Raw genomic sequence first — 17,354 nt, 5'->3', positions numbered from 1 at the left:
AGCAACAATTTCATTTATTCTGCTTTTTGCCGTTTTTTCCAAATATATGCTACTAAAATAATGAGCAATACGCCTAACAGTGAGATCGCCATCTTAGCTTCACCGGTCTGTGGCAACTTGAACCCTGGCTTACTTGGCTGACCTGGCGACGTTGGCTCCTCCGGTGTTACCGGCGGATCTGTCGGTGTCTGATAGTTGTAGACACGCGGCTCAACTTTTGCATATGCGGAAGCTGGTACTTCACCATTTTCTAATTCATCCATTTGTTGCCCATTGACGGTTACATACAACGGATTACCGTTTCCGTCCTCCCAAGAATCAGGAACAACTACTGGAATGGATTCTTTTTCAATCTGATATCCTTCAACAGATTGAACTTCTTCAAAGAAATATTCTCCTGAAGGCAACAATCTTCCGCCTGTGGTCACAACTCCGTCTTCATCAGAAATGAATTTACTGATTCGAGGATCACTCAATGGGTCCCCTTCCGGAACTACCCAGCTATTTTGTAGATCACTAGCAGGACTTAGATCAAGGTAAAGCTTTTGATCATTGACGATTTGATAGAGAACAAAGATTGCTCCTTCTAACGGAACACCCAACTCAGGTGATTGCGCGTTCTCTTTTCCATATTTAAAGAAATACGGGTCACGGAGATAACCGATATTTTTCGGATAAATATGGATCTCGTTCAGCTCTTCTGTTTCATTGTCTGGATGCATGATCGGCAGCATCACAATGATCGGCATAGCGATTTTTTCGAGATCGATATTGAATTCCGCCTGTGGGTTATCTATATCATTTTCGAAAATCAGATAGACAGCATAGTTGTCATCTTTCATTCGCGGAACAGAAAGGCGGGCAGTTCCTCGCGCATCTCCTTCTCCACTTGTTGTAACAGTTTCAACCATTTGAATTTTCTCACTCACGATCAGTTCGCTAGCCTTGCTTCGAGTAGAATATTCTTTGATCAACGATTCAGCATTCGTGTTAGGTTTGGCTATTTCTTCATAGAAAAAGTCTGTCATATCATAAACGCTGAATTCCGCACCGTTTAACGGAGTAGGACCAGTGACAACATCAAAGTCTTCATTTTCTAGCTCAAGACCTTTATTGTTGTATCTAATCTCATTTTGGTTGATATCCCGTATGATTCTTTTATGGAGAATCAAGTCTACGTTTTCGGTCTGAGCGTCAGCTTGCAACGTTGCGCCCAATCCACCAATGAACGGCAGCAGAAGTAAAAGTGTCAGGACTAATCCTTTGATTTTCTTCATCATTTACTTCGCCCCCTTTCGATTGCGGTAGACATAGTAGACGGTAGTACCTGTTGCAAAGACGATGAGCACCGCTGCGGCAATCATGGAAGACTTGCGCCCTGGACCACCGGTTGACGGCAGTTGTCCTTTTGGTCGGTTTTCAGCGGTGAATTGGATGGTGTTGTTATCTTCGCCAGCAACCAAACCTACGGCCACTGCATCTTTATCTAAGTTTGTTGTACCATACGATACAGTTACTGAATCATACTTATTAACTTCTACTGTGAAAATCCCATCTAACAAGATGAAACCATCTGGTGCTTTGGTTTCTTTGATATAGTAAATACTATTAGATGCTAATGGGAATTTTTCTCCACTACCATCGTTTTTAATGAATGATCCAATTCCATAAGCATCTGTTGTTGCAGTTGCTAATAGAGTTCCTGAAGCGCTTGAATCAGCATACAAGCTGAATTTAGCACCTGGTAGTAGTACAACTTCATTCACCGAACTTACCTTCTTAATTGAAAGATCAAACGGTTTCAAGTCATTACTTATCTTCCCAGAACTTTCACCAGGAGCAATCTGCCATACGCCATTTACTGTATCAAATTCAACGGATAACTCTTGTTCCGTCGTCTCGTTCTTGCCCTGAATTGTCGCTGTACGATCCGCCGATATTTCAATCGTCCATGGGCTATTCTCAGAGATTTGATACCCATCAGGAGCCTTTGTTTCAGTTAATTTATAGGATCCTGGTGATAAGTCTTTTGTAAATAAAATATTTCCGTCTTCATCAGAAATAACTGTCTCAACTTCTTTAGTAGTTTCAGCTACTTCATCAAGTCTGAAAGTAGCTCCACTTAAAGATGCACCCGTTTGCGTAACTTTATCTAATCGCAAGCGGAAAGGTTTTAATTCGTTGAAGATTTTATTATCTTTTATTCCATCACTAGTAATTGTACCGTCACTATTGACTGTTATCTCAATCGGATCCATAGTCTCGAACCCTAGTGGTGTAGTAGTTTCATGTAACCAATAGGTGCCTGGCTTAACGTTAGTAAAATAAATTTTTCCATATGAATCGGATTCAACTTCACTCTGACCCTCCACAGGATTTTTTCTTTCTTGATCTTCGTATAGTGTAAATCCTGCACCCGCTAAGATGCTCGTCGTATTAGTCACCATCTTAGTTAAAGTAAAGTCAACTTCTGGCGGAGCTACTTTAACCGATGGAACTGCGAAGTGTAAAAATTTTTCATCACCATTTTGCAAATAGGTAGGACCATTAGTCGGATAGAATTTACCGTCTCGATGTTTATCTATAAGCTCCACAGTGTAAGTTATTCGATAACCTTGAAGTTCTGTTTCGGTACCGCCTAAGGTAATATCAGATAAATTAATGGAACCATCTTCTGATTCGGTAAGAGTATCGTCAATATGTTGAGCATATAAAGGATATCCATCTTCAGTCGTGCCTTTTGGTGTTACACTTAAAGTATTAGGATTACCTTTATGAAGTGTCAATGCGGCAGTTGTTATATCACTAATTCGTTCTACAAAAATGCTCATCGGATCAATGAACGTAGCATTTTGGATCGTTGCTGTTAGCTTTGATAGAATATTATTTAATACCTCGATGAGTGTCGTAAAGTTTTCAGCCCTATAGTATCCGTGTTCTCCCAAAGCAGTTAATACATTTACACTAATCGTTGTATCTGCATAACCAATAGAGTAAGTTTGAATGTTCTCTTTTCTACGACTTCCTGCATGAGTTACTGTATTAGTAGCTATTCGGTTTAATGTAGTATTCCCTTGAGTGTCAGAACCATCCCCTTCATAGAGACGTAAAGAATCATTTGTGGTATAGCGAATATTACCTGAATCCGTAGTTTTACTTAACTGACTCAGTCCTGTATACCTTGTTCTAGGGCCAAAAGTAGGCTGTCCATCAGTCAAGAAAATCATTACTTTTTGAGGATTTTCATTGGATGATTTATACTCCGAACTTGTTAATAATTCATATCCAACGTCAACTCCTAGAAAAGTTGGTGTTCCTGAATTACTTGGAGTAACAGTATATATACTGTTGGCAAGAAGTTCATCAACATCATTGGTAAATCCGGAGCCATTAGCGAATACGCTATGTTCTCCCCAAATGTTCCCGTTTCCAACTGAGCCAAAACTGGCCAATCCCATTTGAATATTCTCATTTTTTAATAATTCTGTAGCAAACTGTTTTGTAGCATTCTTTACATCATCCCACCGATTAGAAGTAGTTTCAGTCCTTGTTCGACGTTCATATCTATACCTAAACCAACCTAGTCGTACAGCCTGATATTGATAGCCGTCTCCGCTACGTCGATCATTGTATTGTTGCCAAGTAATCTCTTCCCATTCACCATAAATTATTTTTGTTATATCTCTAGTCATACTCGAAGATTTATCCAAGACCAATACCACATCAAGTGGGGTTTCCGATTTTGTAATATCGCCAATCATATCCAGCTGTACAGTGAATTGATTTGGATCATCTGTAGGCATAACGCTTTTCTTCAGATATGCACCATCATAGTCATGATAGCCGCCATAGAATCCTGAATCCTCTTCTAGAATGTTCGTTGTAGGAACAAAATCTTCAGAAACAGAACTATAATCATAGTTCACGATTTCTTTACTAGGACCACCCTCTAAGTGAAGCCCTGTTCCATTTTCAGGAAAAGTTCCCGTGTCATCTGTAGTATAAATAAACCGGTCAGTCGCATCAGACCCTGTGTTCTCAAGCAGTGGATTAAAATTCCAAGCAGCCGTTTGGACTCTTCCTTGTGCTGATTCATCAGAAATCACAGCTTCTGTTTCTTCTGCATCAGAGGTCGCCGTTTCGGACGGTTCAACTGCTTCAACGCTCTCCTCTTGTGCTTCTTTTGCAGGCTCTGTTGCTTGTACTTCTGGTTGCGCTTCTGGCTGTGGCTCTTCTGCCGCAACTTCCGCAGTCACAGTGTGAGGACCGGCATCTGTTGAAGAAAGAATGTCTGATGTTTCCACCGTTTCTGTGATTTCTTCTGTTTGTACAGCCGGTTCTGCAGCTTCCGTTGTCTCCGCAGTTTCTACTTCAGCCGCTAAAACTGCTGTTTCGACTTCTTGGATCGTGGTACGCTGCTCGTCCATTTGAACTTCGATAGTCAATTCAAGGTCATCTTTCGGCATTTCGACGATCAATGTTCCTTTTGATTCTGCCGAAAATTCTTTTTCTACGTACCAGTCGTCTTCTTCCGTCAAATCTGAATCGTTCATGTTCTTGACTGTGCCGACGCCGCTAGCTACTTGCTCTAGTCTCAGTTTCATCAAGCGCTGCACATCATCATTCGTGCTAGTGTCTTGATATTTTTGATAATCGATCGTCCATTCGATCGTTGTTTCTTTTTCCACATAGGATGCTTCGACTTTTCCATAATTTTCTTCATTGAAGACCACTTGCGGTTCGTTAGTGATGGCTTCAGCATCTTGCGGCAAAAGAACAGCGAGTGAACTGAAATACGGGACGAGGATCGTCAAAATAACCAAAATCCGCATAGCAGGGCACCATTTTTTTGCAAGCTTCATTATTTTTTACACTTCCTTTCCTTCATATTTTTTTGCATTAAATAATGAATCTCATGCAAATCCTTTTTTCCAACTAAACTATTAAGAAACTTCCTTATTTCCTTAACCAACATCGCGATTGACTGTGTTTTTTTAAAAACCAAGTGTCAATATTCGTATTAAAAAATCTAAAAAACCAACCCTTTTATCGACACTCCTCCCATTATCAAATTATTTTTTAATTGTTCCTAATTCAATACTAACAATCTATCTTTCTGAGAACAATTTTAACGAAAAAGCGGTTTCCTTAAATATTAATAACTAATAAAACAAAAAAAAAGCATATTTATAAGCGTTTATGACACTTTTAAAAAACATATATTTTTAAATTTATTGTAAAATTATCAAAAAAGAGAAACTCACTACCAGAAATTGATAATTTAAAACGAACATTATTATCTTTTATTTTTGTTTTTTATTAACAAATAATTTCTTGTTAAAATAAAGATCGTTATGGTCATAGATGTTCTAAAAAGAACACCTTAAAAACTGATGGGTCTCTTACAGTCAGTAGCCTTTTGAAGAAAGGAGGTAGATAGATGTAGTTTTTTAAGACCAAACGACTCGTAGGAATCAGCTTGCATTGTTTTTAGGGTATTAGCTTTATCGTTACGTCTCCAGTAATTGTTTGTGCTGCTTGATGGCATATTTTACAGTTGGTTCAGCTTCTAGTAACTGATTTATTTTCTTATTTGTCTTCTTCCGATTTTTTTCTACTATTATTTACTTATATTTCTTTGTCAGATTTAGCACATCAAAGTAGATAGCAATTCAGAGCAATGTCCTTCAACAAATCTATTGCTGTCTTAGTAACAGTTGTATCCATTAGTGGATTTCGTCAATATTATTTTCATAGATAGTTCACTCACTTTTTTCTTCCATAGAAATACTCGAATCCATCTGTCGAGGTACTTTGCTGTTGGTTTTTATTTGTATAAAACGAATTATTTTTATTTATAGATAAATATTGTTCGTGTAAAAACAGCCGTGTAATAGGGTAAAATTATCGTAAATTTTCTGGATATATTTACTTATAACGTTATTTATTTCAGCCGTTTCATTAGAAGTTTGCAATAAATACGCGCTTTAATTATAATGTAATTAGATATTAAGAGCTGAGGGTGAGGGATATGCTGGCGTCTATTTTGTTATCAAAAAAAGAACAGAAAAAACTGAAGATCACCTATTTTCTTGAAACGTTGCCTGCTGGGGAATATTCGGTGAAATCTATCAATGATGGATTGGGATTTGCTTACAGCAGTACGCAGTCTTTGTTGATGGAGATGCTTGAAGATTTTCGAGCGTTGCAAGATCAAAAAGAATCTTTTTTTTCACCACAAGGACAGCTTTGTTGGGAGCCGGGATTGGTCACCTATGAACAGTATTTCTCGTTTTTGATCAGACGAAGCATTCCTTATCAGGCACTTCTTTTCATGTTGCAGTTTCCCGAAAAGGAATTGGTCAACTTTTGCGAGATTCAATACATAAGCATCGCTTCTGCTATGCGCTACTTACAACCGCTAGCAGAGTACATTCAACAATTTGGTTTAACATTCAATCGCAGCAAATTGACACTAAAAGGCGATGAACGGCTGATCCGTTTGACTTTTTTCAATTTCGTCTGGGCCGTTTCTAAAGGCAGCGAGGAATTATTCCATCATTTTGAAGAAGGGGAATTAGCTACTACATTAGCAGCTTTAAAGCAGGAAGTTCCTTTGGGTCAAGATTACGTGGGTATTAAAGAAATCTATCTTTTCGCGGAGATCACCTATATCCGCACGAAACAAGGATTTTACGTAGAAGATGATCCGCGCTACGATGGTATATTGGTTGTAGATAGCCCTTTGGCACCGGAAAATCTCCAAGCCTTCTTTCCATTAACAGCTGAAAAACTTAAAGGCGAATACCGTTTTATCCAGTTTATGTATCATTACGCGCCTACTTATACTGATCCAAACGATCCACGCCTGCCGATAATGCAATCTCATCTTCAGCAGAAAAATCAGCTGAATAAATTGTTAGAGTGTTTCGAACAATTTTGGAGCAAAAAAATCCTGCGAGGCGATACTGATTTATTGAAAAAAAATCCTAATATCCATGGCAATCTGTATAATGTTTTGTTTTGCTACTATGTATTTCCTCAGCGGATCCCTAATCTATTCGACTTATTGCTTTATTTCCGGAAAAACCAGTCTGTATTGTTCGAAACATTAAAAGAACGCGTTACAGCATTTTTCCAGCAATTTATGAAAAGACAAGAATTTGATTGGTTGCAAGGATGTAACGGTTGCTTGGCGGAGCTGTTCACGTGGTTGACACTAGAATACTTTGAGGAATCTGGACAAAAACAACCGCTATATGTTTCCTTGATCATGGAAGCCAACCAGCTGTTTCAACAAGATATCAAGGCACATCTGCGAGATTTATCATTTGTGGAGTTATTGCCTTTTTCGATCCATGAAGTAGAGCGCTATGATTATTTGATCTGCTCCTCTGTCGCACTGTTGCCAGAAGGAAATCAGACACCGTTTTTCGTTTTTAATTTTTTTAGCAATAGTACAAACTACGTTGCATTGTATCGCGACTTGCAAAAACACCATCGAAAGAAAAATCTAGCGTATAAATTGCCGCAATAGTATACGCTTGAGAACTTCTAACATTTTTATAAATCCTCAGACACTAAAAAACAGCTTGTAAGTCCCGCATTTGGACTTACAAGCTGTTCAGCTTTTTTTGTTGACTGTTCTCGGCTGAGCTAGTCTTTATTTTCTAGGTAATTTTTGTGTGCTTCTTCTAAGCTAATGTTTCCGTTCAAGAGTGATTCGTAAAGTTTCAACAGCTTGAGATCAGGCTCATCCGATATTTCTGGAGAATTATGCTGCAAATGATTCTTTATCACAGAAATTTGGAAACGAGTCATGTTGATCATATTTCTTACCATGTCTCGAGGTGCCTCATAATAGCCAAAAGCTTCCCAAGCAGCAGGAAAGTCCTCGCTCTTTATTGGCAATTTCTCTGGATCGATCGTCGCATCTTCAGAAAGATATTCCTCCTCATATCCCATTAGCACTTCATTGCCGATTTCATCGGCCTCCACTTCTTCTGGTTAGATATCTACCATATAGGTGGAATTCATAGCTAGATTTCGCGCTAATAATATCGTTTCATTCTCATCACCAAATGAAAAGGTCGACGCCAGAAACGTATTCTCAGGCTTTACCTCTTCAGGACAAGGTGCTAATTTTCGAGGATCGATCCCAAACATCTTTGCTAATTTTTGGGAAATCAAAATGTGGACATGAGGCTCTTCCAATGCATTCACTTGACTTTTCGCTTCTGCATTATCATTTTCTAAATATTTGAATAACATTCCACTCATCTTCTTTTCCTGATTTATTGTTATATTTTCCTGATCCTCTGTTATAGAAAAGTTATTTGTTTTATGTTACTCATTTTGACTTAACCAGATGATGAAAAACAGTTTTTAATTTAGAGACTTCAGCCTAAACTTATTCGCGATACTTCTTTGATAAATAAATCAATTCCCTTTTCCAAAATCACAGGGTCACAGGCAATATTCCAACGAATGAACCCTTCTCCATTCAAACCAAATTCATTTCCGTAGTGAAGAGTAATTTTTGCTCGGTGACAAGCTTTTTTTATTTGTTCATCAGTTAAATAGGCCCGCAAATCTATCCAAGCAAGATAGGTAGCTTCTAAAGGGGCAATTTCTACTTTTGGCAAAGATCGTTTCATATTTTTACATAACAACTGGTAATTAGCTGAAATTTGGTTCTTCGCTCGCTCTAACCAAATTTCGTTTTCCGGATTACCATACACCTCTTCTAGCATTTGATAGGCGAATAAATTCAAATCAGAGATTCCTCTTGTTTTAAAGCGGATTGCTAAACGTTCGCGAATTTTAACAGATGGGCAGAATAGAAAAGATCCTTTTATTCCAGCTACATTAAAAGTTTTCACTGGTGATCCTAACACAATCACAGCATCCTGTGGTCTTGAGACTTGTAAAATAGATACAGCTGGAATAAAGCTCAGATCAATATGGATCTCATCAGATACCAGCAATACATCATATTTCGAACAAATCATTACTAATTTTTCCAATAGCACTTTACCCCATACTTTACAGACTGGATTATGGGGATTACATAGAACCAATAGACGGATCGTTGGATCAGAGCGGATTTTTTTCTCTACATCTTCACAATCAATTTGCCAATTGTCGTTTATCAATTCACTGAAAACCACCGGTCGACCCAATTTAACAGGCAAATTGAACAGCGGCGGATAAATCGGCGAGAAAGTCAGAATTTTATCACCGATTCTTGTAAACTCTTCAATAATCTGCACATAGCTGTGAAGAACACCGGTGGAATAGATCACTGCTTCTTCTGATATGGTCGTGTGGTATCTACTATTCCACCAATTACAGATTGTTCGTTTTGTGTTCGGAAAAGGATCTGTGTAACCCAAAACAGGATGCTCTAATCTTTGTTTTAATCTATTGATCAGATGAACGCTCCCTGAAAAATCCATATCTGCAACAGAAAATGGTAAAACATCTTGCGTGTTTCGATCCCATTTCACAGAACAAGTTTCATGTCGATCTGGGAACTGAAGTTGTTTCTTACATATGGAAGATTCGATCGGCATACTTTTTCTCCCAATAATCGTTTTCTTCTCTGCCACCATCAATATTTGCACTTTTATAGACTGGTGGTTTAATTCCTTGTGTTACCAATTCATTGATTGCAAAATGCATGGTCTGTTGGAGAAGTAACGTAGCGGCGTAAGAGGAAGTACCGCAAACTGGCGTATCTAGTCCATCGATCGTTAATGCCGCATCTCCAAAAACAGAATGATTATCCAAAATCACATCCGCCAATTCAAAAAGACGCATACCGCTGCTATGGCGAGAAGTACTTTTTTCTGAGATATCTAAAGCAGTTACAACAATCAAATCATTCCCATGATCTTTGACCCATTTTGCTAGTTCAATGACTTCTGGATTCCTTCCAGAATTTGAAATAATAACAAAAATATCATACTCTTTTATCTGAACTTTTTTAGCCAGCAGATTACCGACGCCTTCGATGCTTTCATACATGCCATTTGCTGGATCGATGATAGCTTTTGTAGGGATCAATCCGCCTGCTCTGCCCGATATTTCAATTGCGCCTGCATGTGAATGTCCGCTACCGAAGGCTTGAAGTATCCCTCCATTTGCAATTGCAACAGCGATTCGTTTTCCTGCCTCTCTCATCTTAGGTTCTTCTTTCCTTAAAACAACAGCCAATTCCTCACAATAATCAAAATATGCTAAACTCATTTTTTTCTCTCCTATCCTAAAATGTGTAAATTATAAAGAACAATGCCTAAAATCATAATGAATAAAATCGCTTTTGAGGAAGTCATTTTTTTCTTTCCCAATAGATGATAGACAAGCATAACAAGTAAAACCGGAATCAACGATGGCATTACTTGATCCAGAATCTCTTGAAGTTTCATTTCTACCTCACCAGATTTGTAGATGAAAGAAATAGGCGCATTCACTACAGTCGGAATCAACGCACCAACTACTGTCATTCCTAAAAGAATCGCTGTATCCGTGAGAATCTGCAGACGATTTCCCATTTCGTTCACTAATTTTGTTCCTTGACGATAACCACTCAGCATCAAAAAATATCGCAAAACAACAACGCTGATATTTGCCGCAATCCATAGCAAGACTCCAGTAACATTTCCTTGAAGCCCCATATAAGCAGCAATCGAACCCATGATGGTTGGCAAAAGAACACCGAACAATGTATCTCCTACGCCAGCAAATGGCCCCATCAATCCGGTCTTGATTCCAGTAACGACCTCTTTTGATTTGATCCCTTCTTTTTCTTCGATCGCTTGATCGATTCCAAGAATCAACGTACCGGTCATTGGATTACTATTGAAAAATTGGTTGTGCATTCGTAACATTGATTGCAAATCCTGTTTATTGGGATAATTTTTTTCTAAAAATGGCAGGATAGAGTACAAATACCCTGTAGACATCATCCGTTCGTAATTCCAGCAAATTTGACTGGTAAATATCCAACGAGTATTCATTTGTAATAATTCTTTTTTAGTCGCTTCATTCTTCATAATCATCTTCTCCTTCTGAACTAACGGCATTTACAAAGACGGGTTTGTTCTGAATTTGATTATTATACGCAATCAGAGCAATGGCACTTCCCACACACGCGACCCCAAGCATTGGCACCTTTAAATAGGCTGCACAAAAAAATCCAATAATAAGATATGGGAAAAATTTCTTTGTCGGCAAATAGCGAAGTAGCACAGCAATCCCAACGACTGGTAACAAGCCACCCGAAACTTTTAATCCACCCATTAGCCAATCTGGTAATTGATTTACGATTGCATTTATAACGCCACGTCCAAAAATAAGCATGATTGACACAGGAATCGCTCGAGATAATCCCCATGGCAATGCCCCTAATAAGATATTGCGGCGAATGCCTTTTAAATCCATTCTTTCAATACTTCGATCTACTCGATGTAAAAAGAAAGTGTTACTAAAACGAGCTAAAACATCTAATTGAACCATTAGCAGCCCTACAGGTACCGCTAATGCAAGGGCAAATTCTACATCTCCACCTGTTAGATATGCATAGACTGTCCCAACGATCGCCCCAGTCGTAAAATCAGGAACAGAGGCGCCACCATAAGTTCCAACTCCTAAGACCATCAATTGCAATGTAGACCCGATCATCAATCCCAACCTTAAATCACCGATGACCATACCAACAAATGCTCCAACGATTACGGGAAATTGACAACCTAGGTTCAAAGACAAAGAATCTAAGATCGTAAAAAAAGAAAAAATGATCAATATGCCTAATTGCCAAACACTCAATTCCATTTTCCAACATCCTCCATCATTTTATAAAAGTCACGTCCTTCTTCATTAGGAACCATTTGATATTGCAAATTTACTTTGGCATCATGAAGTTCTTTAAAGGCTTTGGCTTGTTTATCATCAACATGGACAGATTTTGTTACAGCTCGACTATTTACAGTTGCAGATAAATTTCCCACATTGACTTCCTTAATGGCTACTCCATATGAAATCAACTGAACTAACGTTTCTGGATTTTTTACCAGTAAAAACACACGTTGATCCTCATAATTATCAGCTAGAATCCTATCGGCAGCTGTACGAACGGATAAGATACTAAGCTTTACGTTCCCCGGTTTCGCCAGTTTCAACACTTCTTTTTCCATTTCATTTTTTATAATCGTGTCATCAACTACCATAATACGAGTGACTTTCAAACTATTCGTCCACATTGTCGCAACTTGTCCGTGAATCAATCGTTCATCAATCCGAATCGCTACAATCATTTCATTTCCTCCAATCGAATTTCTTGCATTGCCTGCTGTCCATCTTGACAAGCCTCACTGATATCTTTTGTTAACAATAGTGATAAAAGTAATACTAGTGAACAACCAGTCACTACATGGATAGTAGGATATAGCTTCTTACAGAGTGTTGCGGCATTTGCTGGACTGCCTCCTGGAATATCCGTCAAAATAATAATTTCTTCGTGTTCATTTTCCAAGATTACTTCCTGCATCTTCATGACTAAGTCTTTTACAGCCAACTCTGGAGTAAAATCAATCGCTGTAAGTTGCGGTTGAGAACCCGCTATCATCTCCGCACTCTCTTTAAGCGCATTGCCATAATAACCATGGCCACATAAAATAATCTTCATTTTTATGCCCTCCTTAAAAACAAAAACAGACTTGATACACTCCACAATAGTGAAATGGATCAAGCCTGCCTACCAGTTACTCTCCAACATATATTATTCAATTTTTCGATACTGTTGCGCATGTTTTGTATTAACACTATCACCTCGTTTCTTCCCAAATCCGATGCCCCGCTCGTTTCTTCCCAAATCCGATGCCCCGCTGCACTAGCACCCACTCTCCTTTCTTATCCATTTCTTTTGCGATCACCGCATTGTGCGACAATACTTGAATTACCACCATACTCCCACCCTTTCTGATAGCCAAATCAAATAAAAAAAGAGGTACCAGACAACTGTCCAATACCTCTGACATAGCAAATAAACGAGCAACAATCCCCTCAAAATAGACCTAACTTGATTAAAAAATTCCAATAAATTGGTAGAAATCCCGAAAGAAATTAGGTACAATAAATAAGGTTAGTGCTTGCACTAACTATGGCAACTTGATGGTCAGTGTAGTTGACTTATCAAGGCCTTGTAGATTCGCGCCAACGAACTGCAAGGTGCCTTTTTTTATTTGATTTAAACTATCTGAATACATTCTAATGAAAACGTTTGTTTCTTGTCAAGCGAACAAATAAAAAATAAATCTCCAAATTGAATTAACAAAATTTCTTGTCTTTCTTTTTACTATTTGTCCGTTATCAATCCAAACTAGACCACTTTTTCTGTACATGAATCTCGACATGACGGATCTCTTCATACAGCACATGTTCAACACCGACAAAAATTCCCAGCTCATCATACCCATTTACTTTACCCACCACATCGTCTTGAAATGCGTTATCTTTTTTTACATCTAGTTGAATAGCGATCGCTTTGTCTTTCAATCTGGCTTCTGTCAATACATGATTGATTTCCTGTTCCGTCATTTTCTTCTTTGGAAGAATCACACGATTTCGCTGTTGATCCAGCGCGGATAACTTTGCCGTGTGATCGGAAAGATAAAAACCTTTCCACTTTATTATGCCGCGATCTTCATAGTCTTCTTGTCTCATAAGCCATCCAATCCCCCTGCTCCTCCGAAATGTCCGCCAACGAGTTTGCTGCGGGCGATGGCACGACCGCCAGTCAATTTGCTGTTGGCATGAATCAACGAAGTAAATCCGTATTTTTCCCGAATCTGATCAACGATCTGATCCAAATTTCTTTCCTTCAACATTTTGTCAGGATCACTGAACAAGTCCAGCTGCACATTTTCCGTAAAAATGAGTTTCGAATAAGTGATCCCTACATGACGGACCGCTTGACCTGTGTAGTGTTTGCGAAAAAGATACAAGCAGTGCTGGACCAATGTTTTCGTGTGATCGGTTGCGGGAATCTTCATCTGATGGGAGAATCCCTTGCTTGCCTCGCCAAATGCGGAACCGATCCATAAGTGGACGCATTGGGTTTGCGCATGATGCCTACGAATACGGGTCGCCACTTGTTCAGCCATCTCTTTTACAACGATCTCGATTTCTTCTTGTTTGAAATAATTGCGGTTCAACACTTGGCTGTTGCCATAACTTTTTTCTACTGACTTCTGTTGCCTCGGCTCAGAAAGTATTGAACGATCGATGCCATTGGCGTGAAAATAAAGCTGTACACCTAATACTCCGCTGTCGTTTTTTAGCCGATAAACATCTGCATTGGCTAGCTGTTTTACAGTATCGATCCCTAATTTGTACAAACGTTTTTTCGTCCGCGAGCCGATTCCCCAAAAATCAGTGAGTTCAGGAATATTCCATATTTTTGATTCAACATCTTGATAGGTCCATTCCGCGATCAACGAGCGATTATGTTTTGATTCATTGTCTAACGCCAGCTTTGCAAGCAGCGGATTATCACCGATGCCTACTGTGACATATAATCCAGTCTCTTTGAATACCGCTTTTTGAAGGGTTCGTGCCATCCGCCAGCGTTTTTCTTTTCTGCTCATTTCCGGTGAAGGAAAAAATAGATTAAGGGAATGCGTTACATCCAAGATTGATTCATCGATCGAATAAATTAACAAATCCTCATCTGCTACGTAGCGTCTGAACACGTTGTTCACGGCTAAATTTTTTTCGATATAAAAGTTCATTCTGGGCTGAAATTTGAAAAGATCTGGATGATCCGGCAGATTGTCTGCTCTGGAAACATTGGTTATTCCGAGAACTTTTTTTGCCATGGGAGATGCTGCCAGGATCAGACCATTGCCAGTATTGTCACTTTGAGACATAACGACCACCATCGCTGTGAGCGGATTTAATCCATGTTCCACACATTCTACCGAAGCATAAAACGATTTGACGTCGATCATTAAAATATCACGCAATGGTTCTTTAGAATAATCGAAATTCGCCATAACAAACACCTCTCTAACTCATTATACGAACGTATGTTTGTTTTTGTAAAGCGAACAAAATTATTTTTTGAAATTTATCTGATATCTCCACTACAACGGATTTAAGAAAATTAGTTAATTAACCTCAGTATTTACTGTCATATATGTTTTTTTATTAAACAGTTTTTTTGATAAATCTGTTATAAATAACCTGTAAACTAAAAAATACTAGGATGATAAAAAACATACCAGCCCCACAGTTTAACTGTAGGCTGGTATGTTTTAATATTTCTTACAAACGATAGTGGATCATTTCTCGATAATTTTCAAAAAGCTCTTGATTCAATTTATCGCCGCCGTCTAAGTTGGCTGAATAAAAGATTGGCGGATACTGGATGCCCTCGGCGATCAGGTTGCGAGTCACTTCCACAATGATCGTATTGAGGATCGTAGCACCGACGACTGTTTAGGCGGAGGTGAATTCCCCCCTAAGTTCTGACTATACTAACCCTCAATAAATAGAATACTTCAAAAAATTTTCTAAAGTTACTTATTTCGAATCGATTTGCTTTACTTTGGTGGTCTCTACACGAAGATACTGACCAAATATTTTGGAAAGAGGCTGCTTCAATACTAAGAAAAATCCGACCGTGCTGATACTATGCATCACATCGAAGCTGACTCCCGCCAAATAGTAGGGCCAAAATTTCGTTACGCCCCAAAAAGGAGCCAACATCAATGTTACGAGAAAACCATACAGCATACTTACGGCGACACACAGGATGACTTGGAAAACCAGCCTTTTCGTCAGCCAAGGAAGATAGTGGTCCAACAGGCTGCTAAAGATGATCACTAAAATAAAGGACAGAATCTGGGCAAACGTCCAAATTCCCATGCCCAAATAAAAGTTGGTGATCAATATCGATAATGTACTGACCACCATCGCTTGCCGCCACCCCATATAAAAGCTGATCAGCAGTAAGATTGCCGTGATCGGTTGCATATTCGGCAGCCAGTTCGTCAGCAGCCGCCCCACGACACAAAGAGCTGTCAGTAACGATAGTACCGCGATTTCTCTTGTCTTATACCGCATATAGAAACCTCACAATCAAATTTTCGTTTAGACCATACTACTTCATACCCGCCAAGTTAAAGACTATCTCGTCACCATTTTTTACTTTCAACTCTTTTGCGCCTGTCGTTGCTTCCTCACCATTCACAGTGTACATCCAGTATTTTTGCTGATCTTGATTTTGCGTGTGTCCATCAATAGAAGTAATAAAACCGTTATCGTCTTTGATTTCGAAGTTGTTTTTCATGACGTCATACAGACTGTCTCCGTCTTTAAAGTCGATCGATTTAGAGCTGATTTCTTTATCATCTTCCTTTAAAATGACCTCGACTTTTGCTTGCACAGTTTGTTCGGTACTTGCTGATTCTTGAGCATCTTGAGGGTTATCGCTGCATCCGGACAAAATAATACCGACGATCATTACCATTAATATTCCTACTACTTTTTTCATTTCTCATCACCTCAGTTATTTTTTTCGTAAAAAAAAGACACTAAAGAGTGTCTTTAATAACAGCAGTCCCGTCACAATATTATAAGCTTTTCTTACAAAAACAAAATATTGTCCGTGATTGCTGGATGTACCACCCTGATATTTATCCAGCGCTAAAGAAATTAGATATCCTGACTTCATTTCGACCTACTATCTTCTCTTCCCAAGATTCTCTCAGTGAGTAATAAGATTTCGTCCATGTCACAGTAGAAAGGGGCTGTTGAGGATTCGCACCTCATTCCCTAATATCTCTAGCTGATATTTAGTTTTATATTTCTATCATACAATACCTCGTGTCTTAAATCATCCACTTCTATTGATCTTGCCAATTGGCAGGATAGGTGATGTAGAGGAAGCGAGCTTCACCAGTAACTGAAAATTTGATATGATTGCCTTTAGGTATCAATATAATCTCACCTGGTCCAGCAGAAATTTCTCGATCCTCTATTAGAATACTTAATTGACCAGAGATAACATAATCAATTTCATCGTACTCTAACAGCCAATCAAATGTCGTGTCTTTCATTATCATTAGCCCGCATCCTAAACGTGGGCTTTCTTGTAATGAAATCAAATCTTTTGTATAAACAATATCGGAAGGTTTTCCCGTATCCAAACGATCTTCCTCTGATACATTGATTTCTGGTAATTTGATTGATAAAACTCCACTTGGATCTATTTTTTTAGTAGGCATTAATTTTTCATTTACCAACTGTCGTACTAAACTCTCTATCATTTCACGACTTAACTCTGACAT

At 38.7% G+C, this 17,354-nt stretch carries 18 protein-coding genes and 1 riboswitch; of the genes, 1 reads left to right on the top strand and 17 read right to left on the bottom strand.

Features of this window, described 5'->3' with window-relative positions:
- Positions 1–14: 14 nt before the first annotated feature.
- On the bottom strand, positions 15–1,280 hold the full coding sequence (locus EFB00_RS06745) for a pilin N-terminal domain-containing protein (protein WP_241153417.1): 1,266 nt from the start codon (positions 1,278–1,280) through the stop codon (positions 15–17).
- Positions 1,281–4,862, bottom strand: a complete 3,582-nt coding sequence (locus tag EFB00_RS06740; RefSeq protein ID WP_122646097.1) for a vWA domain-containing protein — start codon at positions 4,860–4,862, stop codon at positions 1,281–1,283.
- A 1,169-nt stretch (positions 4,863–6,031) separates the two neighbouring features.
- On the opposite strand from EFB00_RS06740, the gene EFB00_RS06735 reads away from it, so the two are divergent.
- Positions 6,032–7,537: a helix-turn-helix domain-containing protein gene (locus EFB00_RS06735; protein ID WP_122646096.1), complete on the top strand. Its 1,506-nt coding sequence runs from the start codon at positions 6,032–6,034 to the stop codon at positions 7,535–7,537.
- A 119-nt stretch (positions 7,538–7,656) separates the two neighbouring features.
- On the opposite strand, the gene EFB00_RS06730 is transcribed toward EFB00_RS06735, so the two are convergent.
- From EFB00_RS06730 to EFB00_RS06665, 15 genes are all read right to left on the bottom strand, one after another.
- Positions 7,657–7,998, bottom strand: coding sequence for a hypothetical protein (locus tag EFB00_RS06730; protein WP_164709440.1), 342 nt, complete (start codon positions 7,996–7,998; stop codon positions 7,657–7,659).
- Positions 7,999–8,007: 9 nt separating this feature from the next.
- On the bottom strand, positions 8,008–8,271 hold the full coding sequence (locus EFB00_RS06725) for a hypothetical protein (protein WP_122646094.1): 264 nt from the start codon (positions 8,269–8,271) through the stop codon (positions 8,008–8,010).
- A 128-nt stretch (positions 8,272–8,399) separates the two neighbouring features.
- On the bottom strand, positions 8,400–9,575 hold the full coding sequence (locus EFB00_RS06720) for a MalY/PatB family protein (RefSeq protein ID WP_164709439.1): 1,176 nt from the start codon (positions 9,573–9,575) through the stop codon (positions 8,400–8,402).
- Complete coding sequence (locus EFB00_RS06715; protein ID WP_122646092.1) at positions 9,550–10,251, bottom strand: SIS domain-containing protein; 702 nt, start codon at positions 10,249–10,251, stop codon at positions 9,550–9,552. Before EFB00_RS06715 ends, EFB00_RS06720 begins: the two co-directional genes overlap by 26 nt.
- Positions 10,252–10,262: 11 nt before the next feature.
- Positions 10,263–11,063, bottom strand: a complete 801-nt coding sequence (locus EFB00_RS06710) for a PTS system mannose/fructose/sorbose family transporter subunit IID (protein WP_122646091.1) — start codon at positions 11,061–11,063, stop codon at positions 10,263–10,265.
- Positions 11,047–11,835 (bottom strand): PTS mannose/fructose/sorbose/N-acetylgalactosamine transporter subunit IIC, encoded by a 789-nt coding sequence (locus tag EFB00_RS06705; protein ID WP_122646090.1) that lies wholly within the window; start codon positions 11,833–11,835, stop codon positions 11,047–11,049. Before EFB00_RS06705 ends, EFB00_RS06710 begins: the two co-directional genes overlap by 17 nt.
- The gene (locus EFB00_RS06700; protein WP_122646089.1) at positions 11,826–12,317 is read right to left on the bottom strand and encodes a PTS sugar transporter subunit IIB; all 492 of its coding nucleotides are present in this window, start codon (positions 12,315–12,317) and stop codon (positions 11,826–11,828) included. Before EFB00_RS06700 ends, EFB00_RS06705 begins: the two co-directional genes overlap by 10 nt.
- Positions 12,314–12,688 carry a PTS sugar transporter subunit IIA gene (locus EFB00_RS06695; protein ID WP_122646088.1) on the bottom strand — a complete coding sequence of 125 codons (375 nt, stop codon included), beginning with the start codon at positions 12,686–12,688 and terminating at the stop codon, positions 12,314–12,316. Before EFB00_RS06695 ends, EFB00_RS06700 begins: the two co-directional genes overlap by 4 nt.
- 139 nt (positions 12,689–12,827) lie before the next feature.
- Positions 12,828–12,968, bottom strand: coding sequence for a CAT RNA binding domain-containing protein (locus tag EFB00_RS06690; RefSeq protein WP_206423465.1), 141 nt, complete (start codon positions 12,966–12,968; stop codon positions 12,828–12,830).
- Positions 12,969–13,371: 403 nt separating this feature from the next.
- The gene (locus EFB00_RS06685) at positions 13,372–13,725 is read right to left on the bottom strand and encodes a hypothetical protein (RefSeq protein ID WP_122646087.1); all 354 of its coding nucleotides are present in this window, start codon (positions 13,723–13,725) and stop codon (positions 13,372–13,374) included.
- The gene (locus EFB00_RS06680) at positions 13,722–15,056 is read right to left on the bottom strand and encodes a Y-family DNA polymerase (RefSeq protein ID WP_122646086.1); all 1,335 of its coding nucleotides are present in this window, start codon (positions 15,054–15,056) and stop codon (positions 13,722–13,724) included. Before EFB00_RS06680 ends, EFB00_RS06685 begins: the two co-directional genes overlap by 4 nt.
- A 271-nt stretch (positions 15,057–15,327) precedes the next feature.
- A complete protein-coding gene (locus EFB00_RS13730; protein ID WP_277424023.1) occupies positions 15,328–15,459 on the bottom strand; it encodes a hypothetical protein in 132 nt (43 codons plus the stop codon).
- 126 nt (positions 15,460–15,585) lie between these two features.
- Positions 15,586–16,128 carry an ECF transporter S component gene (locus EFB00_RS06675; RefSeq protein WP_122646085.1) on the bottom strand — a complete coding sequence of 181 codons (543 nt, stop codon included), beginning with the start codon at positions 16,126–16,128 and terminating at the stop codon, positions 15,586–15,588.
- Between the two features lie 37 nt (positions 16,129–16,165).
- On the bottom strand, positions 16,166–16,558 hold the full coding sequence (locus tag EFB00_RS06670) for a DUF4430 domain-containing protein (RefSeq protein WP_122646084.1): 393 nt from the start codon (positions 16,556–16,558) through the stop codon (positions 16,166–16,168).
- Positions 16,559–16,704: 146 nt separating this feature from the next.
- Positions 16,705–16,884, bottom strand: a riboswitch (cobalamin riboswitch).
- 26 nt (positions 16,885–16,910) lie between these two features.
- A complete protein-coding gene (locus EFB00_RS06665; RefSeq protein WP_122646083.1) occupies positions 16,911–17,354 on the bottom strand; it encodes a cupin domain-containing protein in 444 nt (147 codons plus the stop codon).

This window comes from Enterococcus mediterraneensis (assembly GCF_900604485.1).
GTDB lineage: Bacteria > Bacillota > Bacilli > Lactobacillales > Enterococcaceae > Enterococcus_C > Enterococcus_C mediterraneensis.
This window is presented reverse-complemented; position numbering and strand designations above follow the sequence as displayed.

What these genes read in the sequence shown, in the direction of transcription:
- EFB00_RS06690 (WP_206423465.1), bottom strand. Translation starts at nt 12,968, where the DNA reads ATGGTGGTAATTCAAGTATTGTCGCACAATGCGGTGATCGCAAAAGAA.
- EFB00_RS06710 (WP_122646091.1), bottom strand. Translation starts at nt 11,063, where the DNA reads ATGATTATGAAGAATGAAGCGACTAAAAAAGAATTATTACAAATGAAT.
- EFB00_RS06700 (WP_122646089.1), bottom strand. Translation starts at nt 12,317, where the DNA reads ATGATTGTAGCGATTCGGATTGATGAACGATTGATTCACGGACAAGTT.
- EFB00_RS06745 (WP_241153417.1), bottom strand. Translation starts at nt 1,280, where the DNA reads ATGATGAAGAAAATCAAAGGATTAGTCCTGACACTTTTACTTCTGCTG.
- EFB00_RS06735 (WP_122646096.1), top strand. Translation starts at nt 6,032, where the DNA reads ATGCTGGCGTCTATTTTGTTATCAAAAAAAGAACAGAAAAAACTGAAG.
- EFB00_RS06740 (WP_122646097.1), bottom strand. Translation starts at nt 4,862, where the DNA reads ATGAAGCTTGCAAAAAAATGGTGCCCTGCTATGCGGATTTTGGTTATT.
- EFB00_RS06680 (WP_122646086.1), bottom strand. Translation starts at nt 15,056, where the DNA reads ATGGCGAATTTCGATTATTCTAAAGAACCATTGCGTGATATTTTAATG.
- EFB00_RS06705 (WP_122646090.1), bottom strand. Translation starts at nt 11,835, where the DNA reads ATGGAATTGAGTGTTTGGCAATTAGGCATATTGATCATTTTTTCTTTT.
- EFB00_RS06675 (WP_122646085.1), bottom strand. Translation starts at nt 16,128, where the DNA reads ATGCGGTATAAGACAAGAGAAATCGCGGTACTATCGTTACTGACAGCT.
- EFB00_RS06670 (WP_122646084.1), bottom strand. Translation starts at nt 16,558, where the DNA reads ATGAAAAAAGTAGTAGGAATATTAATGGTAATGATCGTCGGTATTATT.
- EFB00_RS06685 (WP_122646087.1), bottom strand. Translation starts at nt 13,725, where the DNA reads ATGAGACAAGAAGACTATGAAGATCGCGGCATAATAAAGTGGAAAGGT.
- EFB00_RS06665 (WP_122646083.1), bottom strand. Translation starts at nt 17,354, where the DNA reads ATGTCAGAGTTAAGTCGTGAAATGATAGAGAGTTTAGTACGACAGTTG.
- EFB00_RS06720 (WP_164709439.1), bottom strand. Translation starts at nt 9,575, where the DNA reads ATGCCGATCGAATCTTCCATATGTAAGAAACAACTTCAGTTCCCAGAT.
- EFB00_RS06725 (WP_122646094.1), bottom strand. Translation starts at nt 8,271, where the DNA reads ATGTTATTCAAATATTTAGAAAATGATAATGCAGAAGCGAAAAGTCAA.
- EFB00_RS06695 (WP_122646088.1), bottom strand. Translation starts at nt 12,688, where the DNA reads ATGAAGATTATTTTATGTGGCCATGGTTATTATGGCAATGCGCTTAAA.
- EFB00_RS06715 (WP_122646092.1), bottom strand. Translation starts at nt 10,251, where the DNA reads ATGAGTTTAGCATATTTTGATTATTGTGAGGAATTGGCTGTTGTTTTA.